This window comes from Bartonella sp. AP3QHHD (assembly GCF_042195765.1).
Taxonomy (GTDB): Bacteria; Pseudomonadota; Alphaproteobacteria; order Rhizobiales; family Rhizobiaceae; genus Bartonella.
Genome location: NZ_JBHIPC010000089.1, coordinates 1 through 23,952 on the forward strand (window position 1 = coordinate 1; position 23,952 = coordinate 23,952).

20 protein-coding genes and 2 tRNA genes are annotated in these 23,952 nt (G+C 37.0%); 17 read left to right on the plus strand and 5 right to left on the minus strand.

Annotated features, from left to right (window positions below):
- Position 1 precedes the first annotated feature (1 nt).
- Positions 2-205 carry a helix-turn-helix transcriptional regulator gene (locus ACFIL7_RS07480; RefSeq protein WP_375683478.1) on the plus strand — a complete coding sequence of 68 codons (204 nt, stop codon included), beginning with the start codon at positions 2-4 and terminating at the stop codon, positions 203-205.
- Positions 206-304: 99 nt separating this feature from the next.
- Here the strand turns inward: ACFIL7_RS07480 and ACFIL7_RS07485 are convergent.
- Positions 305-380: transfer RNA gene (locus ACFIL7_RS07485), tRNA-Phe, on the minus strand.
- A 400-nt stretch (positions 381-780) separates the two neighbouring features.
- Between ACFIL7_RS07485 and ACFIL7_RS07490 the strand changes: the two genes are divergently transcribed.
- The 3 genes from ACFIL7_RS07490 (at position 781) to ACFIL7_RS07500 (ending at position 5,289) form a co-directional block, all read left to right on the plus strand.
- Positions 781-1,944, plus strand: coding sequence for a phosphoserine transaminase (locus ACFIL7_RS07490; RefSeq protein ID WP_375613717.1), 1,164 nt, complete (start codon positions 781-783; stop codon positions 1,942-1,944).
- Positions 1,945-2,347: 403 nt separating this feature from the next.
- Positions 2,348-3,637: an adenylosuccinate synthase gene (locus ACFIL7_RS07495; protein ID WP_375634872.1), complete on the plus strand. Its 1,290-nt coding sequence runs from the start codon at positions 2,348-2,350 to the stop codon at positions 3,635-3,637.
- 230 nt (positions 3,638-3,867) lie between these two features.
- Positions 3,868-5,289: a hypothetical protein gene (locus tag ACFIL7_RS07500; protein WP_375634870.1), complete on the plus strand. Its 1,422-nt coding sequence runs from the start codon at positions 3,868-3,870 to the stop codon at positions 5,287-5,289.
- Between the two features lie 203 nt (positions 5,290-5,492).
- On the opposite strand, the gene rpoH is transcribed toward ACFIL7_RS07500, so the two are convergent.
- The 3 genes from rpoH to ACFIL7_RS07515 form a co-directional block, all read right to left on the minus strand.
- Entirely contained in the window at positions 5,493-6,377 is an 885-nt protein-coding gene (rpoH, locus tag ACFIL7_RS07505; protein ID WP_375618560.1) for an RNA polymerase sigma factor RpoH, read from the minus strand.
- Between the two features lie 148 nt (positions 6,378-6,525).
- Positions 6,526-7,530, minus strand: coding sequence for an RluA family pseudouridine synthase (locus tag ACFIL7_RS07510; protein WP_375634868.1), 1,005 nt, complete (start codon positions 7,528-7,530; stop codon positions 6,526-6,528).
- 29 nt (positions 7,531-7,559) lie between these two features.
- Entirely contained in the window at positions 7,560-8,990 is a 1,431-nt protein-coding gene (locus ACFIL7_RS07515; RefSeq protein WP_375633509.1) for an aldehyde dehydrogenase family protein, read from the minus strand.
- Between the two features lie 460 nt (positions 8,991-9,450).
- On the opposite strand from ACFIL7_RS07515, the gene ACFIL7_RS07520 reads away from it, so the two are divergent.
- Both ACFIL7_RS07520 and ACFIL7_RS07525 read left to right on the plus strand, forming a co-directional pair.
- A complete protein-coding gene (locus ACFIL7_RS07520) occupies positions 9,451-12,012 on the plus strand; it encodes a DNA translocase FtsK (RefSeq protein WP_375634866.1) in 2,562 nt (853 codons plus the stop codon).
- Positions 12,013-13,153: 1,141 nt separating this feature from the next.
- Positions 13,154-14,860 carry an ATP-binding protein gene (locus tag ACFIL7_RS07525; protein ID WP_375655228.1) on the plus strand — a complete coding sequence of 569 codons (1,707 nt, stop codon included), beginning with the start codon at positions 13,154-13,156 and terminating at the stop codon, positions 14,858-14,860.
- An 18-nt stretch (positions 14,861-14,878) separates the two neighbouring features.
- On the opposite strand, the gene mscL is transcribed toward ACFIL7_RS07525, so the two are convergent.
- Complete coding sequence (gene mscL, locus ACFIL7_RS07530) at positions 14,879-15,286, minus strand: large conductance mechanosensitive channel protein MscL (RefSeq protein ID WP_026500234.1); 408 nt, start codon at positions 15,284-15,286, stop codon at positions 14,879-14,881.
- A 1,353-nt stretch (positions 15,287-16,639) separates the two neighbouring features.
- Here mscL and ACFIL7_RS07535 point away from each other — a divergent pair.
- The 11 genes from ACFIL7_RS07535 (at position 16,640) to ACFIL7_RS07585 (ending at position 23,948) form a co-directional block, all read left to right on the plus strand.
- Positions 16,640-17,722, plus strand: coding sequence for a quinone-dependent dihydroorotate dehydrogenase (locus ACFIL7_RS07535; protein WP_375683479.1), 1,083 nt, complete (start codon positions 16,640-16,642; stop codon positions 17,720-17,722).
- Between the two features lie 138 nt (positions 17,723-17,860).
- Positions 17,861-17,937 (plus strand) — tRNA-His (locus tag ACFIL7_RS07540).
- A gap of 546 nt (positions 17,938-18,483) precedes the next feature.
- A complete protein-coding gene (locus tag ACFIL7_RS07545) occupies positions 18,484-18,798 on the plus strand; it encodes a hypothetical protein (RefSeq protein WP_375683480.1) in 315 nt (104 codons plus the stop codon).
- Positions 18,799-18,886: 88 nt separating this feature from the next.
- Complete coding sequence (locus ACFIL7_RS07550) at positions 18,887-19,798, plus strand: hypothetical protein (RefSeq protein ID WP_375683481.1); 912 nt, start codon at positions 18,887-18,889, stop codon at positions 19,796-19,798.
- Positions 19,799-20,089: 291 nt separating this feature from the next.
- Positions 20,090-20,623: a hypothetical protein gene (locus tag ACFIL7_RS07555; RefSeq protein WP_375683482.1), complete on the plus strand. Its 534-nt coding sequence runs from the start codon at positions 20,090-20,092 to the stop codon at positions 20,621-20,623.
- Between the two features lie 55 nt (positions 20,624-20,678).
- Positions 20,679-20,906, plus strand: coding sequence for a hypothetical protein (locus ACFIL7_RS07560; RefSeq protein ID WP_375683483.1), 228 nt, complete (start codon positions 20,679-20,681; stop codon positions 20,904-20,906).
- Positions 20,907-20,917: 11 nt separating this feature from the next.
- The gene (locus ACFIL7_RS07565; protein WP_375683484.1) at positions 20,918-21,358 is read left to right on the plus strand and encodes a hypothetical protein; all 441 of its coding nucleotides are present in this window, start codon (positions 20,918-20,920) and stop codon (positions 21,356-21,358) included.
- Positions 21,330-21,806, plus strand: a complete 477-nt coding sequence (locus tag ACFIL7_RS07570) for a hypothetical protein (protein ID WP_375683485.1) — start codon at positions 21,330-21,332, stop codon at positions 21,804-21,806. Before ACFIL7_RS07565 ends, ACFIL7_RS07570 begins: the two co-directional genes overlap by 29 nt.
- A gap of 2 nt (positions 21,807-21,808) precedes the next feature.
- On the plus strand, positions 21,809-22,723 hold the full coding sequence (locus tag ACFIL7_RS07575; protein WP_375683486.1) for a hypothetical protein: 915 nt from the start codon (positions 21,809-21,811) through the stop codon (positions 22,721-22,723).
- A 272-nt stretch (positions 22,724-22,995) separates the two neighbouring features.
- Positions 22,996-23,571 (plus strand): DEAD/DEAH box helicase family protein, encoded by a 576-nt coding sequence (locus ACFIL7_RS07580; protein ID WP_375683487.1) that lies wholly within the window; start codon positions 22,996-22,998, stop codon positions 23,569-23,571.
- Between the two features lie 14 nt (positions 23,572-23,585).
- The gene (locus ACFIL7_RS07585) at positions 23,586-23,948 is read left to right on the plus strand and encodes a hypothetical protein (RefSeq protein ID WP_375633521.1); all 363 of its coding nucleotides are present in this window, start codon (positions 23,586-23,588) and stop codon (positions 23,946-23,948) included.
- Positions 23,949-23,952 lie beyond the last annotated feature (4 nt).

The following is a 23,952-nucleotide window of genomic DNA, read 5'->3' on the forward strand; positions in this document are numbered from 1 at the left end:
GATGATATTTGATGATGGAGATGGATATGTAATAACACGTGAGTGTGCAAAGTTTTTTAGTGTATCCACAACCACGATTCGCAATTGGGTGCTTCAGGGGTTGTTTCCGGAGCCATATAAGCTAGGGAGAGCAGTGAGATGGAGAAAAAAAGAGATCTTAGCCTTCACTCCAAAGAAAAATAAGGAGCAAATAAGAACAAATTAGGTAAAATTATATAAACTGTAGAAGGTGGTCTAAAAGGTGGTCTGAAAATGGCTATTTAAAGAAAAAATCTATATATTTCAATATGCTAAACACAAAAAGTGGTGCCCAGACGCGGATTCGAACCACGGACACGCGGATTTTCAGTCCGCTGCTCTACCAACTGAGCTATCTGGGCATGCTTCATAAAAAATATAAAGCGTTTGCGGTTATAACATTAAAATTTTCTCTGTCCAGTCATCAAAAGAAAAATAATTGATTTTTTAATAAGTTTATCTCCCTATTCTAGAGCGTTATCAATGAATCTTTATCATAAAATAAATTTGATAGGTATATTGGATAGTTTAGTGTATTGTTATTAGAATGCTGTCTTATTGTGGTGATGATACGAAAAAAAATTAAAAGAATCAATCGAGAGGCATGATTAAGAAAGATTTTTTATAAAGTTTCCGTGAATTTTAAGCATACGCAATAATAGACAATATTTTTGACTTTTTTCTAAAAAGATTATTGATTAGTCTTTATAATAATTTGTTTTTCTTTATAAAGAAAGAAAAACATCTAAAAGGGGAGAAATAATGATAATGTTACAAAAACCAAGTAATCGTCCCAATAATACTAATTTTTCTTCAGGTCCTTGTAGCAAACGGCCTGGTTGGACTCTTGATGTTCTTAAAAATGCATTAGTTGGGCGTTCACATAGATCTAGAGAAGCAGAATTAAAACTTGCTGAAGTTGTTAATTTAACCCGTGAGATTCTTGAGGTTCCTTCTGATCATCGTATAGGAATTATGCCAGGATCAGATACCGGTGCTGTTGAGGCTGCTCTATGGTCTCTATTAGGTGAGCGTGGCATTGATATGGCAGCGTGGGAAAGTTTTGGGTTTGGGTGGAATAAAGATGTTGTCGAGCAATTAAAGCTTTCTGATGTGCGTCGTTTTGAAGCTCCTTATGGTGAAATACCAGATTTAACACAACTTGACTTTGATCGGGATGTTGTTTTTACATGGAATGGGACAACTTCTGGTGTGCGTATTCCTAATGCAGATTTCATTCCGCATAAGCGGGCTGGATTGACCATTTGTGATGCAACATCGGCAGCTTTTGCGCAATATCTTGATTTTTCAAAATTAGATGTTGTTACTTTTTCATGGCAGAAAGTTTTGGGAGGCGAGGCTGCACATGGTATGGTGATTTTAAGTCCTCGTGCTGTTGAGAGGCTTGAGAATCATGTTCCAGCTTGGCCTATGCCCCAACTTTTCTATATGACAAAAAATGGAAAATTGAACGAAGATATTTTTAAAGGAAAGATCATCAATACACCTTCTATGCTTTGTGTTGAGGATTTCCTTGATGGGTTGAAGTGGGCAAAATCTCTAGGAGGTGCAGCGGCATTAAGAGCACGGGTTGAGAAAAATTTTTCTGTACTTGATGCTTTTGTTCGCAAAACGCCATGGTTAGAATATTTGGCAAAAGATCCTGAAGTGCGTTCTAACACCGCTATTTGTTTAGATATTGTGGATCCAGTGATTACTGCTTTGGATACGGAAAAGCGAGTATCTTTTATAAAAGCGGTTGTGAAGCGTCTTGATGAGGAAGGGGTTGCTTATGATATCGGTTCGTATCGCGATGCTCCTCCTGGTCTTCGAATTTGGGCGGGTATAACAATTGAGGCTTCCGATCTTGAAATTTTAACACAATGGCTTGAGTGGGCGTTCCAAGTTGAAAAAGCACAGCTTTAAATAATTACTGGTGATTTTCACAGGGTGTTTTTAAACAGAAAAAGGATACGAGAGATTATGATGATCTTTCGTATTCTTGTATCAGACAAACAGCCTCTAAATATTACATGAATTGTAAAAGATTAACATGAATTGTAAAAGATTAAGAGGAGGAATAAATGCTCTGTCAGGTGTTGGATACGCACAAATTAAAATCTCTATTTTTTTACTTTTTGTAGCAAAAATGACAGATTTAAAATATTTTGGTATTTGCTTATCTTTATTATCATAAATTTGAAAATTTAATCACTTGAAGATTGAGAAAAATCTGAAATGAAGAGTCGCACTTGCTCTAAGGTTTCGTTATAAAGAAGTGTTTGTTTTTGAATGCTGGTTTTTTTGACCAAACACGACGGAGAAAGTTATGGCCAATGTAGTTGTTGTCGGTACACAATGGGGTGATGAAGGCAAAGGTAAAATTGTAGATTGGTTGTCTGAGCGAGCAGATATCGTGGTGAGATATCAGGGGGGGCATAATGCTGGCCACACATTGGTTGTTGATGGAGTCAGTTATAAATTATCACTTTTACCGTCTGGTTTAGTGCGTGGCAAGTTATCAATTATTGGTAATGGTGTTGTTGTTGACCCTCATCATTTTGTTGCAGAAGTAAAAAAACTATGTAATCAGGGTGTAAAAATCACACCAGAAATTTTGCGTATTGCTGAAAATGCTCCTTTGATTCTTTCGTTGCATCGTGATCTTGATGCAATTCGAGAAAGCGGTTTATCTGGTTTAAAGATTGGTACAACAAAGCGCGGTATTGGACCGGCTTATGAAGATAAGGTGGGACGTCGTGCTATCCGAGTGATGGATTTAGCAGAAAAAGATACACTTATGGCTAAGATTGAGCGGCTTTTGAGGCATCATAATGCTTTGCGTCGTGGGATGGGTGTTGCAGAGATTGATTCTCAAGCGCTTTATGATGAATTGATGCAAGTTGCGGATAAAATTTTGCCCTTTATGGATTGTACGTGGCGTCTTTTAGATGAAGGTTATCGAGGAGGTAAACACATTCTTTTTGAAGGTGCGCAAGGTGCTTTATTAGATAATGATTTTGGAACTTATCCTTATGTAACGTCATCTAATACAGTTGCTGGGCAAGCATGTACAGGTTCGGGGATGGGACCTGATGCAATCCATTATGTTTTGGGTATTGCAAAAGCTTATACTACACGCGTTGGAGAAGGGCCGTTCCCGACAGAGCAGATAAATGATATTGGTGAATCTCTGGGAGTGCGTGGACATGAATTTGGTGTTGTAACGGGTCGAAAGCGTCGATGTGGTTGGTTTGATGCTGTCTTAGTACGTCAGATGGTAACAATTTGCGGTGTTCAAGGTATAGCATTGACAAAACTTGATGTTTTAGATGGTTTGGATGAAATAAAAATTTGTATTGGTTATGAGCTTGATGGTAAAAGGATTGATTATTTACCTTCTTCCATGGGAGCTCAGGATCGGGTGAAGCCTATTTATGCAACATTAGAAGGTTGGAAGAAAGAAACAGCACATGCATTGAGGTGGGAAGATTTACCAGTGCAGGCTATTAAATATATACGCTATATTGAAGAACTGATTAATACAAAAGTGGCTTTATTATCCACAAGTCCAGAGCGTGAAGATACTATTCTTATTACGGATCCCTTTGTTAATTGATTATTGTTTTTAGATTTCTATATATGTTCTCTGTTCATTTTTGTATCTTTTTACAAAAAAAGTCTTTAAGAGCACGTAAGAGAAAGGTGCAAAATAGCATTGTTTATTTTTCATATTCATTTTACATTATGTTGTACCAATATTAAATGGCAACCAATTTAGAAGGCTAAAATAAAGTTTTTTGGCTTTACTATTGATTTTTTCTCAGTTTAAGAGAGATTATAGAGGAAATGGTAGATTTCGTTGGAATCTTAAAAAAGACAATTAATGCACAAAATAATATTACACCACAAGTGCGTAAGCGGATTTATAAGCGGGCTACCGAAACACTAGAACATCAATTTGTAACAGCAAAAATACCACAAGCAATAGCGGATAAACAAAGAAAGATTCTTCAAAGTTCTATTGCAACTGTTGAAGGAGAATATTTAGCAGTTGAAAAGAAACGGCTTTCTTCAGTTATTGGGTGGAATCCCACAAATATAAATGAAGATAAGAAAGTTACAAAAAAAACTATATTACCAAAGAATAATGAATTGTCAGAGGTAAACATAAAAAGAAAGCAGGATTTTGTTACACGTTCAAAGGATAACAAGGTATTTGTTGAGCTTTGTGTATCAGATATACCAGATGCAGAGCCTGTTAATATGGAGGCTGATGTGCCTTCTCAGCATGTTAATAGCAGTGTGTTAAAGATTTCTCCTTCGCAGGAAGATAATCCGCATATTGTTTCGCACATTTTTTCTCAGGCTTTACGTCGTGCTAATAAATCGTTAGTGCAAAGGCGTATTGTGATAAGTGCTGTTTTTGTTGTTAGTTTTGTTGTTTTAATTGTTGGTATTTTTTTTGTTGGTGAGCGTGTATTTGTATCAAATGATTATCAGTTTTTAGAAGAAAATCTTCAAGCTTCTCACAGAGTACCAAAGGCATTTCCAATTAAGAGAAAGTTAACACAACGCTTATTAGAGGATGGAAGTGAAATTGATGTTGGTTTAAAACAAGCGATAGATTCTTCGGATGAAGAAGTACTCTCAACAGTTGTTGATAGCAATTTGCAATCGCTTGAAAAATCAGGTGAAGCTGTTTTCTATCAAGCACGTACAAATTATGATGCAGAAAAGATAGCAACGGGAAGTGCTCGCTGGACGCTTATAAAAGAGTCTCAAGTGAAGGGGTCTCCAGAAGAAACAACTATACAAGGTGATATAACAATTCCTGATGAAGGGATATCATTGCGGTTAATTTTACGTCGTAATACCGATCAGTCATTTCCTGCTTCATATATTATGGACCTTATTTTTATTCTTTCGGATAAATTTTCAGGTAAAGCTATAAGCAATGTTCAAGCATTAACCTTTAAAGCAAGTGAACAATCCATTGGACAGGCTTTAACAAGAACCATTGCTGCAAAGATTAACGATGACTTTTTTCTTGTCGCATTGAGTGGTAATCATCCATTTCTTGATCGAAATTTACAATTGATGCGAGAATTAGATTGGATGCGTTTGGTGTTAACGGATAAAAATGGGCGTATAAGTGAATTAACCTTTGCAAAAGGACCAACAGGTAAGTCTATTTTTAATGAAGTTATTGGACAATGGCTTGCACAACAAGATAAGTTAACAGTTCTTGGTCAAAAAAATAAAACATAGATGCAAAAAAATAAACGGCTGTGAAGAATTTTCCACGACCGTCTTTATCAATTATATACCAAATACACTCACTAAATCTTTACATATCAATAACGTAAAGAATTCGATAGACTAATTTACAAGTATAAAGCCAAGGCATGCTTTTTTTCATTTTCACATTTAAAGAATGTGCAAACCATTGGCTTTATACTTAACTCTAGGTTTTACACTTGACTTTGAGATAAAGTAGAATCTTTGATAGAGTTTTGTACTTTTTCAAATGCACGCATTTCAATTTGTCTTACTCGTTCTCGACTAATATTAAATTCACCAGAGAGTTCTTCTAGGGTTAGTGGTACATCATTTAAACGACGCGCTTTGAATATACGTTTTTCGCGTTCATTGAGATTGTCCATGGCATTTATGAGCATGGAACGGCGATTTTCTAATTCACTTTTTTCAATTAAAATTTGTTCTTGATCGTTAGATTCATCCACCAACCAATCTTGTAACTCGCTGTTTTCTCCTTCTTTTGTCCGAATTGGTGCGTTGAGTGAAGTGTCACCACCAAGCCTACGATTCATTGATACAACTTCATCTTCTGTGACATTCAACTGGGTTGCAATTTCTTTCACTTGTTCTGCATTGAGATCGCCACTATCAAGTGCTTGAAGTTTACTTTTTAACTTACGAAGGTTGAAAAACAAGCGCTTTTGATTAGCTGTTGTCCCCATTTTCACCAAACTCCAAGAGCGCAATACATATTCTTGGATTGACGCTTTAATCCACCATATTGCATAGGTTGCAAGACGAAAACCCCGCTCTGGTTCGAAACGTTTAACAGCTTGCATGAGTCCAACATTGCCTTCTGAAATGACTTCCCCAATGGGAAGTCCGTAGCCCCGATATCCCATCGCGATTTTAGCTACGAGACGCAAATGGCTGGTTACTAGCCTATGCGCAGCTTTTAGATCATTATGCTCACGGTAACGCTGAGCTAACATATATTCTTCTTTTGGCTCAAGCATTGGAAAACGACGCACTTCTTCCAAGTAACGGTTTAAACCACCATCACCTGTCATTACTGATAATAAATTCATATGGGCCATATAGCACCCTCCTTTCATCTGAATTCCCTGATAAGGCAAATTCTATGTTTTAGATAGCTAACTATCCTCATAACCTCACTCTAGCATATTTTTCAATTTTGTTCAAAAAAAGATATTTTATTGTGAAATCTTGAGAAGGGGAAAAGTTTCAATTCATTTTTTTAAAAAGCTTAATAAGTTTAGCCATATCTTGAGGCAGTGGTGCGGAAAACGACATAACTTTACCGGTAGAAGGATGTTCAAAAGTAAGACTTGCAGCATGGAGTGCATGTCGGTTGAATTGATCGATTGCATTTCTAATAGTGGGGTTGAATGTGTTTGATTTTGTTTTAAAAGCGTTTCCATAAACTGTATCGCCTATGAGTGGATGCCCCATATGAGTCATATGAACACGGATTTGATGGGTGCGTCCAGTTTCTAAGCGACATTCCAGAAGGCTAGCAAAAGATGTTGAGTCTGCATGAGAGCCATATTTTTCAAGCAGAGAAACATGTGTAACAGCATGACGAGCATAAGGGTTTTGGTTATGGATGACAGCTTGCTTTGTCCGGTTATGGGGCGAACGGCCAAGTGATGCATCAATTGTCCAGACATTGCGCTGAGGTGTTCCCCAAATCAAGGCATGGTAGCGTCGATCTAATGCGCAGGTACGTCCATGATCAGAAAATTGAGCACTGAGACTTTTATGAGCTAGATCATTTTTTGCAACAACCATAACACCGCTTGTATTTTTATCAAGACGATGGACAATGCCAGGGCGTTTAACACCACCTATACCAGATAAACTATTCCCACAGTGGTAAATAAGGGCATTAACCAATGTACCGGTCCAATTTCCATTCCCAGGATGAACAACAAGACCAGCTGGTTTGTTAATAACAATGATATGATCATCTTCAAAAAGAATGTCCAATGCAATGGCTTCAGCGCTAGGTTCTGCATCACGAAGGTCCGGCATTTCCAATTCAATTATTTGGTTAGGTTTTAATTTTGTTTTTGGTTCCTTTATGAATTGACCATCAATTTTAAGACAGCCTTCACGGATGAGGGTTTGCAAACGCGAACGTGAGAGCACGTCATGATATTGTTTTGCGAGCCACTGATCAAGACGTTGCCCAAGAGCACCTTCATCCGTTATTTTCTGTATTACCATACGATTCCTATTAAGTTTTTAATAAGATTTTACCAGTACGAAATTGCTTTACTATCGAGAAATTCTTTAATTCCCCAATGTCCTCCTTCACGAGCGCGCCCAGAAAATTTTACACCTCCAAAGTAGCTTCCACTGGGTAATCCATGTCCATTAACTTCTACCATACCAGAGCGTACTTGTGCCGCAATACGACGACATTTGTTGCGATCTTGCGATTGAATATAGTTTGTAAGACCATACTCAGTCTCATTCGCTAAAGCGACGGCTTCTTCTTCTGTACTAAAAGAAAGAATCGAGAGAACTGGACCAAAGATTTCTTCTTTAAAAATACGCATATGAGGTTTTACATCAGCAAAGACTGTTGGACGGACATAATAACCGCGTTCCATTCCGTTTGGTAAACCAGTCCCGCCTGCAACAAGAGTTGCACCTTCATCAATTCCCGATTGGATAAGATCTTGAATTTTATCATATTGTTTTTTTGAAACAATGGGCCCAATATGATTTCCTTCTTGGCAGTTTGGTCCTACTTTTGTTGTTTCTGCAATATCTTTGGCTATTTTCACGGCTTTGTCATAGATGCTCTGTTCCACAAGCATACGAGTTGGTGCATTACAACTTTGTCCACTATTATAAAAGCAATGTCGTGCACCACGTTGAACAGCATCTGAGTCGGCATCAGCAAAGATAATATTCGCTCCTTTTCCCCCAAGTTCCAGACAGACTCTTTTTAAAGTAGCGCTGGCATTTTTAGAAATATCTTTTCCTGCTCTAGTTGAACCAGTAAAGCTGATCATTTCTAAATCTGGATGTGCAGAGAGGTAAGAGCCGACAGTTGCACCATCACCATTGATTAAATTAAAAACACCGGCTGGAAGTGCGGCTTCATCTAAAAATTCAGCAAAAAGCATAGCAGAAAGAGGCGCAATTTCAGAGGGCTTTAACACCATGGTACAGCCAGCCAAGAGAGCAGGAATAACTTTAAGAGTTACTTGATTCATGGGCCAATTCCATGGCGTAATTAATCCTACGACGCCGATAGGATCGTAGTGAAGGATTGCTTGCTCATTTCCCTTTATTAAAGTTTTTTGGAACGAAAACTCTTTATAAGCTTCGATAAAATTGCGAATATGGGAACTGCCAGTTGCAGTTTGCGCATTAAGCGCCATATCAATTGGTGCCCCCATTTCCATTGAAATGGTTTTTGCCATGTCTTTGGAACGTTTTTCGTAGATCTCTAGAATTTTCTCAACAAATCCAAGACGCTCATTTGGTGATGTTGTTTTCCATTTTTGAAAGGCTTCTTTAGCCGCATTAATTGCTTTATCGGCATCTTTTGTACTTCCAAGGCTAATGACAGCACAAGTCTCCTCTGTTGATGGATTAATGACGTCAAAATCGTGAGGAGTGCTTGGCTCATCCCATAGACCATTGATATAAAATTTCCGTTTATTAAACATAATTCACTCCCTTTTTTCTATTTGTATTTATGTAATTATGATTGTCTTAGTCTAAGCCTTTTTAAACGAGGATAACAAGGGTAATCTTATAAAAACGCGAGAAATTAGATTATATTGTGATAATTGATCATGGAGAATTCAATAGAGCAATGCTTATTGTATTATTGAAACTAGTTTCTTTTATGAAAAGGGAGAGAAAGAGAGGCATAGACAATTTTCTTGAAGCTTTTTTATCATGAAGTTTTCTTCAAAACAAATGAAATACGAGCTCTATGACACCATAAACTAGGCAATTTATATCGTAAATATGCAAAAGGCAGATTATGAATATGCATTATGGCACTATTTTTTTCATTTAAAAGTAACCATCAGCAAAAGGTTATTAACCTTCGTATGATAGTTTCTACGAATTCTTTTTGAAAAGGTTATTTTTCTCATTGCTATAAATTTGTTGGGTGCCATGCATAATTCGAAAACAAAATCTATTTCTACGTCTTCTTTTTCTGATGATGGTACAAAAGGTGCATCAAGAGAAGATTTATCTGTTAAGATTACTGAGATATTTCCTTATCCGGAAGTGTGGAAAAAGGCATTTGCCCTCGGAAAAAACGTCCGTTTCACGAGAACCCCAGAAGTTGAGATTTTGCGTCGTCGTATAGAAACAGATCCAGTTTTTGCAAAACAGTTTAAAATTTTTACGAAGCAAGATCAAAAAAAAATTACAGATACAGGTATTGTACGTTGTAACAAGAAAACAACAAATATTCTTTCGACAAAAAAAGTCATTAATCCTCAATCAATAGAGAATAAAACATCAGTTTGTCATTCAACGGTTTTGAAGCAGTTATCACGACAAGCTATTCATATGCCGTCAGCAAATATTCCACTTGAGGAGGATAAACAAGAACATAAATTACAAGTGGAAAATGTGCTACAAAAAATAAAACCTGCGTTGCATCTTTCCGATGATGCTTTTTTTGAGTGTGAATCTTTGATATTTGAACATGTGGAGACTCAAACTTCAAAAGAGGATGGAACATCAATTGATACGACAAATGAACTCACACCTGATATCCCCACAGCCTTTGATGAGTCAATAACTGCTCTTTACCGTGTTCTTGAATACCGCTTTCCACAACTCTATGATTCAATTACATCAGAATCTCCAGCGGAAAGAATGCGAGGTGTTGAGAAAATTTCTGATTTAATGCATACAAATAAAGAGTGTCATTCTAAGCTTTCTGTTGAAGATTCTGCTCATACGTTAAGTAATACAGGGGCGTTAAGTGATGCAGGGGTTAGTATAGAGACTGAAAATACCAATAATATTGTCGCCAATAATACTGTTGATTGTATAAACAAAGCCGTCACAAAGAATTCAAAAGATTTTTCTGTGATGCAAGCAAACAGTAAAACTAAAACATTGCAATCTACTCGTATGCCATTAGGTAATTATGATTCTGCTTTTATGCAAAATATTCAATCTATTGACTGTGATGTTTATGAATTTCCTCCGATCAACTTATTACAGGAACCTGTTTTTCACGAAGGTACGATGATTCCTCAAGAAACATTGGAACGTGGTGCTGGACTTTTGGAAAGTGTTTTGGAAGATTTTGGCATTAAGGGTGAAGTTATCCATGTTCATCCAGGGCCAGTGGTAACAATGTATGAATTTGAACCCGCTGCGGGTGTAAAGTCATCGCGCGTTATTAATCTTTCTGATGATATTGCGCGTTCTATGTCTGCTATTTCTACACGCGTTGCTGTAATTCCTGGACGTAATGTTATCGGGATTGAGTTACCCAATGCGGTTCGTGAAACTGTTTATTTACGGGAATTAATCCAAACACGTTCTTTTCGTGAAAGTGAATTTAAACTTGCTCTTGCTTTGGGGAAAGGGATTAATGGTGAACCTGTCATTGCAGAATTAGCAAAAATGCCTCATTTATTGGTTGCAGGAACAACAGGATCAGGCAAGTCTGTTGCAATTAATACAATGATTTTGTCGATTCTTTATCGTATGACACCAAAGCAGTGTCGTTTGATCATGGTTGATCCTAAAATGTTAGAGCTCTCTGTTTATGATGGCATTCCACATCTTTTAACACCCGTTGTCACAGATCCCAAAAAAGCAGTAACAGCTTTAAAATGGGCGGTTCGTGAAATGGAAGAGCGTTATCGCAAAATGGCTAAGTTGGGTGTGCGTAATATTGATGGTTTTAATGCACGCGTTGCACTTGCAGCTCAAAAAGGCGAAACGATCATGTGTACTGTTCAGTCGGGTTTTGATAAGGAAACAGGGGAAATGCTTTATCATGAAGAAGCCATGGATCTCACGCAGCTTCCTTATATTGTTGTGATTGTTGATGAGATGGCTGATCTTATGATGGTGGCAGGGAAAGAGATAGAGAATGCCATTCAGCGCTTAGCGCAAATGGCGCGTGCGGCAGGTATTCATCTTATTATGGCAACGCAACGTCCTTCTGTTGATGTTATCACAGGTACAATTAAAGCGAACTTTCCTACCCGCATTTCTTTTCAAGTAACATCAAAAATTGATAGTCGTACGATCTTGGGTGAACAAGGTGCTGAAACACTTTTAGGTCAGGGGGATATGCTTCATATGGCAGGTGGTGGACGCATTGTGCGCGTTCATGGACCTTTTGTTTCTGATGAAGAAGTTGAATCCATCGTTGCACATCTAAAAATGCAAGGTAAACCTGATTATTTAGCAACGGTAACAGATAATGAAGACGATAACAAAGAGGATAATTCTGCTGATTCAGCTGCTGGAATTTCTGAGGAAGAAAATTTTGATGAAGAGGGTGAGGAACTTTATAACCAAGCTGTAAAAATTGTTATGCGTGATAAAAAATGTTCAACATCTTATATTCAGCGCCGACTTTCAATCGGCTATAATAAAGCAGCTTCTCTCGTCGAGCGGATGGAAGAAAAAGGCATTGTTGGAGCCGCTAATCATGTTGGAAAACGTGAAATTTTACTCAATGAAGTAAAATAAACAAACACATTTAAAAATATGCAATTTTTTAAATATTTGACAGTCATTATTTAAATGTGCTTGTTTTATTTTTTTATATAATATTAAAAATTTAAATGGAGAGTAATAAAGAAAAAGCGATCTTTTGTATTAAGACTTCTGACGAGGTAAACAAGCTGATATCAAAGGAGATTATGAGATATTTTTAACATTTCTAAATGATATGGAATATAAAGAAATTAAACAAATCTTTATATGAGGACATATGATTTGTGTTCTCTTTTCTACAGAGAATTTTTTAATAAAATAGTGCGGTGGCATATTTTTTTTCTTTTGTAGCGATTCTAATGAAAGAAAGATCTTTGGAAGATTATTGAGAGCATCATAAAAAAATGCCCAATATGCAAGTTCTGTTGCATGGGGTACTTTAAAGCGCTACGCTGAATTTATTATCATTTGATATTATTGGCTCAAGAAAGGTGTTCTTACGAGAAGCTTTATTTGAAAAAGAGATTTTTATAATGCAGTATATTGATTGATAGTAATTTATCATTATTCACAGTGAATAAAAGTCTCAAACATTGTAAGATTTTCTCATTTCAAATCTGTTTCTGTTGAAACAATTAAAACCATTTCCTTGCGTATCATAATAATGTAGGAGTAAAAAAGTTAAAAATGCTGCTTATGAATGCCTTCAAATGCTAAGAACTATTGGTGACATTAGGGGCTGAAATTAGTATAATGATGGTGCTAACCAGCTCTTTTATAAGCATAAAAATGGTAATGCACAATGCCTTGATATCCTCTATAGGGACCTTTACATTACACCATTTACGGATGCTGTCGTAAAATAAGCTTGGGGATCTTGGGAGTTATTTTTTCAAAACAGGCGCATGAATGCGTAAAATAAGTGTATTCTTTTTGAGTACTATTTATGCGAGGGAGATGTTATCATTATTGTAACAAGATTTATTACAATAATGGGTGAATGAGCAACCAGAGCTGGAAGCTTCTTTTTATTCTTGTTTTGTTGATGAAACAGTCAAAATTTTGCTACAGACAATTGATATGAGATATCAAGTTATTATAACCAGAACAGATAATTGTAAACAAATTAGCATTATTCATTTGAGAGTAAATCCAACACTTTTTAGTTTTAGTTATGCCATTAAAAGCAGATGAGTTAAAGTTAAATACAAATGAATTAAAATGTCAGCAAGAAGCTTTTCGTTTTACACCAGAGCTTTTGCCACGGCCTTTTACGTGGGAAATCGATCACAATGGTTTGTTTTGTGAAGTCTCAAAAGAGCTAGCTGAAGTTGTTGGTCCTCTCTCTTCTTCTATTTTAGGGTGTAGTTTTCATGAGCTTGCTCATCAATTTAATGATGATCGATATCTGGTTCTCAGTCATTTTATTGAAGCGGCTATGCCTTGGAGTAAAGAGATTGTTCAATGGCCTATTGATGGTTGCTTACAATGGCTTGATGTTGAATTGTCGGCTTTGCCAATTTTTGATGTTACAAAGCAGCTTAAGGGGTTTCGTGGCTTTGGTGTTTTAAAAATACAAAAAAAAGTCCAAGAAAAAAGAAATGAAAAGCTAGAAACAGAAATGCTATGTCTTACGGAGATAGAACGCTCAGCTTTTCGTGAAATTGCAGAGCAATTGCGTGATGAATTGAATTCATCGGTAAAAGAAGAAAATTTAGTTGAAGAAACAGCTATTCAGTTACCATATGCACAAACATTGTCGGTAAATGCTATAGAACAAGCTCTCGTAAAAGAGCCCGCTGCAGTTTTATCATTGTTGGATACAGCAACAGATGGTGTTTTATGGTTGGATGAAGAGGGCTTTATTCAATCGGCGAGTAGGGCAGCTTTAGCATTAATGGGTTATGAAATAAATGAACTACGAGGACAGCTATTCTCTTCATTATTTACTTTGCAAAGCCGACTTTTGGTTGAAAAATATTTTAAATCAATCCGTATGGAGGGAAAAAATCAGGTTTTAAATCGCAGTGAAACCGCTGATTTAATGACAAAAAATCATAAAAATATAACCGTTTTGATAACGATTGTATTTTTGGCAAAGCAAGGCAATTATGCTGTTATGTTGCGTGATAGGACACAAACAGTTCCATCAGGAGAAAAAAAAGCAGAAGAGGATAAAATCGTTGGAGTTGTTCATGAAATACGAACACCTTTGAATGCTCTTATTGGTTTTGCAGAAATTATGAGAGAAGGCCGTTTTGGTTCGATAGAAAATGAGCGCTATCATGGATATTTACGCGATATTATTTCCTCTGGAAAACATATATTATTGCTGATTAATCAATTACTAGAGTGCTCGAAGATAAATTATTCTGGTTCCGATAATCAGATTGATTCTTCCCTTACTTATGAAACATTTGATGTAATATCTTGTTTACGTGCAACGATAGCTTTTCTTGAAACTCAAGCCAATCAGAACGGCATTATCATGCGTATTGTTGCTCCACCTCACGTTCCATTTATTCCTGTATCACAACAAGTGTTTCGCCAGATTATATGGAATCTTCTTTCCAATGCTATTCGTTTTACACCTTTGGGTGGACAGATTATTGTTCACGTTTCTTATAGAAAAGAACGTGTAAAAATTTCAGTGAGTGATAATGGTATAGGGATGAACGAAGAAGAAATTATACAGGCACTGCAACCTTATGGTCAAGTAGAGCGCAAAGATGGCCGATCTGGTGATAGCGCTTTTATGGGAACAGGTTTAGGCCTTCCAATGTGTAAAGCAATGGTGGAAGAAAGAGGGGGACAATTTTTACTGTTCTCAAAACCCAATCATGGAACAACTGTGGAAATGTTTTTTCCTCGTGTTCCATGATGTAAATCTTGCATAAAATTATTTTTTCTTAGCCAAAAGATCTCTAATTTCTGTTAAAAGTTGTTCTTCTGAAGACGTTTTTTTGGGGCTTTCTTCTTCTTTTCTACGGATTTTATTCATAGCTTTAACGAATAAAAAAAGAACCCAAGCAATAATGAGAAAATTGATAAGTAAAGTAATAAAGTGTCCATAGCTAATGGTTGCTCCAGCTGCTTTGGCGGCACTCAATGTTGCTTGTTTTTCGCCAGCAAGTTGAATAAACATATTAGAAAAATCAATTCCACCCGTAATCAGCCCAATGATTGGCATAAAAATATCATTGACAATTGAGTTGACCAAGCTACCAAAAGCACCCCCTATAATCACACCGATAGCAAGATCAATCATATTACCTTTTAGGGCAAATTCTTTGAATTCTTTAAGCATTGCGTTTTCCCCTTTATATAAGCGATATACGGTAATTTACTTACCGCTTTTGATGAAAAAGGAAAGGGCAGATTTTATTTTTAGGATTATATTACGATATTAATATTATTTTCAAAGAACTTTATAAGGTTTAATAAAGAGCTTTAGGGCTCTATTTGAATGTACATAGAATATTTCCTAGAAAAAAGCTTTTTTGATAAAAACTATATCTGCTTTTTCAACAGAAAGTAGAAAACTGTAGCTTAATTTATATAATTGCCTCAAGATTTTTATTTTAACATTAAAAAGAGAGATTTTTACACAATACCACAAAATGGGCAGTGTTGAAAGCTGAGCTATCAGAAAGCTTCTCAAATGAAGTACATATAAATGAAGCACATATATTGTAAATGAAGCACATATATTGGCATAACATTTTATTATAAAAAGAAAATTTAGGAATAAAAAATATATTTCAGCGCTGATAGAAGAAATAGATAAATGAGACAGAAGTAAAACTTATAATTTAATTCCTCTTAATTCAGCAAGCGATAATAGCAATTAGGAGGGCATTATGGCTTATCTAAAAGCTATTTGTATTGGGTTGCATGAGCTAAAATGGCGATAATTCCGATGGAAGAAACACATTTCATCTGCTGGAAGATTGTATCAGTTTATAAATAGCAGAGCTATAGGGTTTGCAAGATCATTTTGGTTTGAAAGTCGTTGGTATGATGTGTGAGTTCAATGATCAACTGTCATTACTTGAAACATATGTTAGACAGAGCACTTAATAGATGCAGAATTGTATTTAACGCATCAGAAATGGCAAAGGAAACAACGCAGATTATCAATAGAGTACAAATTGATTGAACATTCTGTTGCTCATAAATGGTGCAACAATAGTATGAATTTAGATGATTTCATGAACCATGTATCCTATAAATGCTAGGAAAAAATAGCTTTATAGAACAAGCTTTGTTTCTATTGAAAACAATATTACACAAAGGAACTTTGGGAATAGAGATAATTTGCCTGCATTTTTAAGAGAATTATGAGCTTGCTTGCATGAGACGTTACAAAACCATGACTATGGTGAAGAGCCTTTGATGTTTCAATTCATGCTGCATTTTATAAGATTAGGATTCATATTTTAATCTTTAAAAAATGTCGAAAAAGAGAAACATTTTTTTAGAATAAAAAGTTTTTTACACAGTATACATCAATATAAACATGTATGGCTATTATGTGATAAGTTTTCTTTTAGAAGAGGAATATTATTTGGATAATATGCTCTCTTTGATTGGTAATCTTTTATGTTAAAAGATATAGGTGAGGTGCGATGGATCATTTTTATGTTGTGGAGAAGGATTGATGAGTTTTTTTCGTTGTATTGGCCGTTCTGCCTTATTTATGTTGGATCCAGAGCAAGCACACGGTTTAGCGATTCTCGGGCTGAAAAGTGGATTAAATGGCTGTCAAAAGGTTATCGATAAACGTTTGTGTGTAACTGTTGCTGGGCTTGAGTTTGAAAATTTTATTGGTCTTGCAGCGGGGTTTGATAAAAATGCAGAGGTTGTAGATGGTATTTTTCGGTTAGGATTTGGTTTTACTGAAATTGGGACAGTGACACCAAAGCCTCAGATTGGAAATCCTAAACCACGGCTTTTTCGTTTAAAAGAAGATGAAGCGATTATTAATAGAATGGGTTTTAATAATGATGGACATCAAGTTGTTTACAACAGATTGCGTGCGCGTAAAAAAACTGGTGTTGTAGGAGTCAACATTGGAGCCAATAAGGATACGGTCGATAAGATTGATGATTATACTGTTGGTATTGCTCATTTTTATGATGTTGCTGATTATTTTACGGTTAATATTTCTTCTCCTAATACACCAGGTTTACGTGATTTACAGGTCCGTGACAGTTTGCATCTTTTGTTGAGTGCAGTTTCGCAAGCGCGAAATGAGCAAGAGAACAAGCATGGATTCTCCATTCCTATTTTTTTAAAAATTGCCCCCGATTTATCAGAGAAAGAATTAGATGATGTTGCTGAAGAAATAAAACTTTCTGATTTTAATGGACTGATTGTTTCCAATACGACTCTTGCACGCCAAGGTCTTAGCAATAGTCACCTCAGTAATGAAGAGGGTGGGCTTTCTGGACGTCCACTTTTTGAGCGTTCTACTATTGTGCTTGCAAAAATGCGTAAAAAATTAGGGAAGGAGATTGCAATTATTGGTGTTGGCGGTGTAAAGGACGCACAAACTGCTTTGGAAAAAGTAAAAGCTGGTGCAGATTTGATTCAATTATACAGTGGGATGGTTTATGAAGGTCCAAATCTTGTCATAACTATTCTGCAAGAGATTTTGCAGATGATGCAACAAGATGGCGTTGATAACATAAAAGGCTATCGTGATCATAGTCTTGAGCAGTGGGCAAAATTTCCTTTGTAAAAAACGCTTTTTTCTTCACAAAAAATTGAGAGATTTTTTTAAAGGGGCTTGCAAACTTTGTTGATCTTCCTTATGTCTCATAAGCAAAGAATAAATGTTTACGAAATCGTGAACAGTTATGATACATTTGCTTTTTATGCGGTTGTAGCTCAGTTGGTTAGAGCGCTGGTTTGTGGCACCAGAGGTCGTAGGTTCAAATCCCACCAACCGTACCATTTGTCTTGTTACAACTTTTCTAATTCTTATTTTTGGCGTTTTGTGAGGCGGTTAAAAAGCCGTGCTTGGCGGGCTTTTTTGCGTGTGAGCCGTCACGGAGCAGAGACCTTGCGCGGATGATTTTTCTCAAATTTTGCCCAAAACGGAATGATAAGATCAATAATCGCTTGAAATATAAACGGGTTAACTAAATCTATGATTCTGATTGCAATTGCAATAATAAATATCTCTATCAGTATATTTATATACTTTTAGTATATTTTGTAAACCAAGAGAATCCTATTTTACTTTCATTATTATTGCTCATAATATAAACCATTAAGTTTAAACACATAAAATAAGTAAGCATAAATTTACTAAAATATGCCATATTTTTGACACAATACCCTTAATTTTGTCAACTATATATTATAAATATGAACTTGCATGAAAGTGCATTCATATCTCCAGGGGTGTTTCGGTGGTTAATTATGGGTAAGCCATTCTGGCGCGGGGACATAAGTAACCTTGGGGGATTTATTTATACAATAAATTGGGGAAAATAAATGGGAAGTTCAAGTGGTTCGCACGATTATTGCAGTGCCGATAATTTTAGTAGCAAATATAACTCTGGTACTGCGTTTGGTAGCAAGTATGGTGGTAAGGTTGGCCTTGCGAGTGGTCTTTTCATAGGAGCAGCGGCATCGCGTAATCCTGTTACTACCATGGACTCAGCAAGCTTTGGGCAAATTGTAGGCGATAATTTCGGAGACACCATAGGCGGTTATGCTGGTTATGGTGTGGCTGCTGCCCAGTGTGGCACACAGTTTTTGGGTCAATCTATTGCTAATTCAGGTGGTGGGATGTTGATGCACTTTTGATGTAGTTCTTTGGGTTATCCTAAAGCCTAGAACGGTGGTACTGTAAAAGGTGCCACCTTTATGTTTGAAATATTGCACAGGAGGAGCTATGGGCGAATTTAGTATAGTGCTCGTTTATTTTTGTCTGTGGTTTGGCATGTTGTATCTATTCTTAAAAACTATTGCTATTAATGGAAAAAGCATGTTAGGCAGGGAGAACACGGTTACATTCATAGTGGCGGCATTGGTTGTTCCTCCTCTCATTTATGCCTTTGAGTATTTTGAGTATATAGTCGGTGTGCCGATAACATCTTCTCATGTTGCTATAATTATGTTCTTTCTTTCTTTTTGCATTGAATTTATACCCAATATAGTAAACAATATAAAATGCTTTAGTTTGTCCATTATCGCAAGTTGCCCCATTTTTTTCATCGCAGCTGGTTTTATTGTTATGAGTGATGACGTTCTGTTAGATTTTTTTGATCTGCAGCTTTCGAGCTATATTTATCTGCTTTTCATTATTCCGTTGATGATAGGGGGGGCTCGCTATGTCCTAATTGCTAAAGCTTTGAAGGAAAAATCTATGTCAGTGCTAGATTTAAGCATTTGCATTGGCTGTGGGTTTGCCATAGGCGTCTTTTTTGTGTCATCACTGCTTTTATCAGACCTTCGAGAAATCTATCAACAGATAGGTTTTGCAAACAGGGAGGCAGTGAAAAAAATGTTTGATTACGCGGTGTTTGGTTTTGCTATTCTAACGGGCCAAGTTTTTGTGACATTTTTGATGGTTCTCTTTGTTACTACAAAGAAATATTATTGGTTGGTCCTTGATGTTTTTGCAGAGCTGTTTTTTAGCCTCTTTGTTTCTTATTATGTAGCGTTTGTTCATACAGATGATGACTATGGAATGGTTAGAAATTGGATTTGTTTGATGTTTGTTGTTTATGTGTACGCGCGTTACATTAAATCAAAGAATGTGAAGCTTAGCGTGATTAACCCGTTTAAAAAGAAAACTGAGTGAGAAGACAGGAGGCTATAGTTCTTTGGGTTATCCTAAAGCCTAGAGCAGCCAACCCAGGAGAGGCAGTTTCTGGAGCAATAGTAGGCGGGGTCCCGTGGCGCAGCCGCGGGTGTTGTTAAAGCTGGTTGGGATTGTGTTCGCTCTAAGTAGTGAAATTGTTGTTTGACCTGGCTTTTTTAACAAGGTAAAGGCCTTGCTAAGAGGTACACTATCAGCCTCTTAGCAGGGAGTTTTTCTCCCGCAATAATATCTTGGTATGCTTGGGAGGGCAAGGCGCTTTAAGGAAATTATATGTCTGACTTAATTTTTGGAATGTTGCTTAGTTTTGGGATAAGTTCCAGCCCTTGTCTCCTTAAAAACAATGGCTTGTTGGGCGAGCGTGTCATTTTTTTGGGGGGGCTAGCTGGCCTTTCCTGCGCTATCATCTTCGCTTATCCACATAGTGAAAGTGGGCTTCCAGACTTATCTTTGCTTTTGGTATGTTATCTTGGCATTCTTTTAATTCTGCACGAGCACTACTTATATAAATATTTAGTTCTTGGGTTCTGTGGTGCAGTTGCTACCTTGTGTATTGGGGCAGGTTTTATATATTTGAGTTCTTTGTTGCCATTGCCTGCTTTGTCTGCTGCTAATAATAGCCAGCAGCAGGTGGTGCATTACATGAGTTTGGTTGCTGCAAACTATCCCTTTTTTATCCTTTTGATATCAGTTTTAACTGCGGAGCTTTTGCGTTTGTGGTTGCTTCGCGTATATAAGCCAGAATTAGCTGCGCGTGAGGTCCTTTATTTCGGGCTGGGCTTGGGGTGTTCTAGACTTATGCTATAAGACCCTCCCAGCTCTTTTTCTTTACTTGAATTACCGTGTTGATAGGGCGCCACAAATGGTGGGCTATGTCGCATTTGAATCTTGTCCACAAGCGATCAGCCATCTTATTGCCGCGGGCATGATTGTATTGATGCATGTTGTAAATACGCGTTTTATGTATCTTGGTTTCCAAGATAAGCGCAAGGTCTATTTCTATCTGCCTTTTGTAATTCATTTTGCGGTTGGTCTTTTGTTTATGTTTGACATTTCTTCAGGCTATGCAATTAATAAATTCTATTTTTGAGGCTTGCAATAATGCTTGACAAATTGACATTATCTGTTATCGGCGCCGTTTTTTGTCTGGTGCTGATTATTTTTCCTTTGATGAAGAAAAAAACATTGGTTGAACATTTGGTTTTCTTGCTCGTTGTTTTGTGTCTTGTTTTTCTTTATGTTTATGGCGCTACGAGTTATTTTCCTTATTATGTTTTGGCGCTTTCGCTTATATTGGGGTACCGCTGGTTACTCTCTTTGGTTAAAACGTTTAAAGGCACGAAGGCGATTATTGGGTCAAGCGCTGGTTGTTATGTGCTTTTTATTTTTTTTCTATACGGCTTTATGCGTATGATAGGCAGTTTGATTTTAGATTTTTCTGCTTATAGTACGCCTAATATTGTTTTTGCTGTTGGTCTATTCCCTATAGGCATGGCGATTATGCAGTTTTTTTTTGCTCTCTCATTGGGTGGCAGAAGATAATGGCAATGGTGTAGAGGCAGGACTGGGCGTGGGAATGGGGATTTGGGGGGCTGCTATAGGGCTTGTACTGCTTACATCTCTACCAGAAACTGTGAAAATCCTACAAGGGGCTTTTAGTCTTGATAGGGACGCCTTACTTTCTTTACTTGAGACGGTAATATATTATACGTTTATTATAGGTCTGAATCTTTTATCAACTTTTTTAATGCTTGTGGTTTGCCTTGACAAGAAATGGCGTTTTTTTGTTCTTATCCTGCTTTTACAATGCTTGGCGGCTTGGGCGCGCTTTTCATGGCGGGCCGCTGAGCCAGAACTTCTTGCAATTGGGCATTATACAATCGCTACTATTCTTATGTTTGCTCTTATGCAGCAAATTTATGATTTTGTGCAAGACAGATTATCCATGAAGAAAAATAGCAGTTACGCTGTAGTAAATGAGGGGGCATAATAATGTTGGTTTTATTTATTACTTCGCTTCTCGCAGGCCTTATTTATGGCGCTGTCATTTATAATTTTTTTCGCTCTACGTTTAGTTGGATAAATGTGCTGTTGAGCGGCATAGTTTTTGGGGTGATTGTTCTGTTAGTATGGCGTTACTCGGAAACAGAACATAAACTTGATGCCTTACGTGTACTGCAAGTGCTTGGCGTTGTTTTTCTTCTATGTGTGTTTCATCATTTTCTGAAGTTCAAATTGGTTGTCGCTGGTGCTGTGGGATGGTTTGTTGCTAGCTGCATTGCTGGCGGGTTTATTGCTTTTTGGGAGCAATCTGTAATAAAAACGCTTTATATGATGAGTATTGTTGAAACCAAGAGTCGTGCAGAGCAGGGGCTGGCGCTTGTTTTTTTATTTTTAACATTTTCGGTTTTTTTTGTTGTAGCAGAAGAAGCTATGCGTCGTTGGTTAGTTACTAAGTTTTATCGGTGCTCGCCTAGTTTGTTGTGGCGTTTGCCGCTGAATATTGGCATAGGCTGGGGTTTATGCGAATTAGTTTATAAGGCGCTAGGGCCTTTCCTTGTTTATAATGGCTGGCCTATTCGATCTAGGTTATTAGCCAATGAGTATGTAATTTTTTATTCCTGGACGCAAGCGAGTATTTTTTTGTGTGCTTTAATGAGCGTCATACTTATGCATATTTTCAATACATGCTTGGCGTATCGTGGTGTTGTTACGCGCTCTAAATTTTATGCGTGTGCGCCTTTTTTTGTCCACGCTATTGCTAACTGTTTCGGTGCAACAGTGCTGGTTACAGAGAAGGTTTGGTTTAATGTTGGGGGCAGCTTGTTTATTCTACTTTGTGTGATGTTGTTCATATATTTTGAAAGCAAAAATCCTTTAATACAAAACATAAAATTGCGCGCTTAAAGTGTTGTAGAGTGATGAATAACTTTGCGTACTCTAAGTATGGCTAGAGAGCCTGATACGCGCTTGCTGTTCTGCAAAAAAATAGAGAAGGTTAGCACCGACGTAACGCGTCCAGTACCAAGAGCGACGTCATTTCTGCACTAATTGGGGGGAGGGTGTGCCACTATCCACGTGCATATGGGAGTTTGCAAATATGCTATCATGTAACTTTCTAGTGTTTTCCTTTCTATTATCCTCCATGAGATTGAAGATGGGAATCTTGAGGCGGCGATATGAGACTTAAATTTAAACAACAAGAATTTCAAAATGATGCGGTTAAAAGCGTCATTGATTTGTTTAAAGGCCAGCCACAACGGAATTCTTCTTTTTCTTTGCATTCAGAACAAGGACAATTAGCGTTAAATGAATTTGGTTATGGTAATCAATTATTGATCAGTGATGAAAGCATATTAGCAAATTTACGAGAGGTGCAACAGAACAATAAACTCTTGGCGAGTGAGACGCTAGAGCAAAAGCAGTTTTCTATTGAGATGGAAACGGGAACAGGCAAAACTTATGTCTATAGCAAGACGATTTTTGAGTTAAATCAACGCTATGGCTTTACCAAATTTATTATTGTCGTACCAAATGTTGCTGTTCGCGAAGGGGTATATAAATCACTTCAGGTAACAAGGGAGCATTTTCAAGCAGAGTTTGATAATCTGCCCTATCGTTATTTTATTTATAATTCAAAAGATCTTTCGCAAATTCGCCAATTTGCAAGCTCTAGCAATATTGAAATTATGATTATCAATATTGATGCATTTAAAAAGCAGAAAATATTATCAACCTTCCGCAAGATAGACTGAATGGCGAAAGCGCTATGCGCTATATCCAAGACACAAAACCGATTGTGATCATAGATGAACCGCAATCGGTGGATAATACAGCAAAAGCGAAGGAGGCTATTGCGAGCCTTAACCCGCTTTGTGTTTTCCGCTATAGTGCCACGCATAAAGATGAGATTAATCTTTTATATCGTTTAACACCTGTTGATGCTTATCAAAAAGGACTGGTAAAGCAAATTTGTGTTTCTTCTAATCAGATAGAGCAAGATTTTAACCGTTCCTATATTGCCTTGAAATCCGTATCACACAAACATGGCTTTAAGGCGCGCTTAGAGTTGGATATTGCGGGAAAGAATGGCACGGTGAGCCGCAAAACAGTTACAGTGAGACGGCGATGATCTG

Bases quoted from the DNA above. Each gene is read 5' to 3' on its own strand.
- ACFIL7_RS07480 (WP_375683478.1), top strand. From the start codon at position 2: ATGATATTTGATGATGGAGATGGATATGTAATAACACGTGAGTGTGCA.
- ACFIL7_RS07490 (WP_375613717.1), top strand. From the start codon at position 781: ATGATAATGTTACAAAAACCAAGTAATCGTCCCAATAATACTAATTTT.
- ACFIL7_RS07495 (WP_375634872.1), top strand. From the start codon at position 2,348: ATGGCCAATGTAGTTGTTGTCGGTACACAATGGGGTGATGAAGGCAAA.
- ACFIL7_RS07500 (WP_375634870.1), top strand. From the start codon at position 3,868: ATGGTAGATTTCGTTGGAATCTTAAAAAAGACAATTAATGCACAAAAT.
- rpoH (WP_375618560.1), bottom strand. From the start codon at position 6,377: ATGGCCCATATGAATTTATTATCAGTAATGACAGGTGATGGTGGTTTA.
- ACFIL7_RS07510 (WP_375634868.1), bottom strand. From the start codon at position 7,530: ATGGTAATACAGAAAATAACGGATGAAGGTGCTCTTGGGCAACGTCTT.
- ACFIL7_RS07515 (WP_375633509.1), bottom strand. From the start codon at position 8,990: ATGTTTAATAAACGGAAATTTTATATCAATGGTCTATGGGATGAGCCA.
- ACFIL7_RS07520 (WP_375634866.1), top strand. From the start codon at position 9,451: ATGCATAATTCGAAAACAAAATCTATTTCTACGTCTTCTTTTTCTGAT.
- ACFIL7_RS07525 (WP_375655228.1), top strand. From the start codon at position 13,154: ATGCCATTAAAAGCAGATGAGTTAAAGTTAAATACAAATGAATTAAAA.
- mscL (WP_026500234.1), bottom strand. From the start codon at position 15,286: ATGCTTAAAGAATTCAAAGAATTTGCCCTAAAAGGTAATATGATTGAT.
- ACFIL7_RS07535 (WP_375683479.1), top strand. From the start codon at position 16,640: ATGAGTTTTTTTCGTTGTATTGGCCGTTCTGCCTTATTTATGTTGGAT.
- ACFIL7_RS07545 (WP_375683480.1), top strand. From the start codon at position 18,484: ATGGGAAGTTCAAGTGGTTCGCACGATTATTGCAGTGCCGATAATTTT.
- ACFIL7_RS07550 (WP_375683481.1), top strand. From the start codon at position 18,887: ATGGGCGAATTTAGTATAGTGCTCGTTTATTTTTGTCTGTGGTTTGGC.
- ACFIL7_RS07555 (WP_375683482.1), top strand. From the start codon at position 20,090: ATGTCTGACTTAATTTTTGGAATGTTGCTTAGTTTTGGGATAAGTTCC.
- ACFIL7_RS07560 (WP_375683483.1), top strand. From the start codon at position 20,679: ATGGTGGGCTATGTCGCATTTGAATCTTGTCCACAAGCGATCAGCCAT.
- ACFIL7_RS07565 (WP_375683484.1), top strand. From the start codon at position 20,918: ATGCTTGACAAATTGACATTATCTGTTATCGGCGCCGTTTTTTGTCTG.
- ACFIL7_RS07575 (WP_375683486.1), top strand. From the start codon at position 21,809: ATGTTGGTTTTATTTATTACTTCGCTTCTCGCAGGCCTTATTTATGGC.
- ACFIL7_RS07580 (WP_375683487.1), top strand. From the start codon at position 22,996: ATGAGACTTAAATTTAAACAACAAGAATTTCAAAATGATGCGGTTAAA.
- ACFIL7_RS07585 (WP_375633521.1), top strand. From the start codon at position 23,586: ATGCGCTATATCCAAGACACAAAACCGATTGTGATCATAGATGAACCG.